Raw genomic sequence first — 288 nt, forward strand, 5'->3', positions numbered from 1 at the left:
CGCCGCAGCGTTATCTCGCAAGTGTCGCCTTGTAGGACCGGTTGAAATGGACACAATATGCTCGCTTCGGGATCGAGGAGGATGCCATGCCCGAAGCACTAAGCGACATTGATTATACGGTTGATGTAGGCAGACACGAGACGATGCTCCGTGCGAACACACCCAAAGGAGAGGAATTTCTCGGCGGCGCTGACCTTACAATGTCCAATGAGGAAGCGCATACATTCATACAGGATGCCCGCGCAGCAGGGCTGACGGTCAAATCGTTTTTCTAGCAGCTTCGCAAAC

1 protein-coding gene is annotated in these 288 nt (G+C 53.5%); it reads right to left on the reverse strand.

All coding sequences use genetic code 11. The features are described 5' to 3' along the window. Window positions 1-98: 98 nt before the first annotated feature. On the reverse strand, window positions 99-288 hold a 190-nt coding region (locus tag AC5ZGW_RS47870; RefSeq protein ID WP_496114367.1), incomplete at its 5' end, for a hypothetical protein.

Source organism: Bradyrhizobium sp. Crot121 (genome assembly GCF_059512385.1).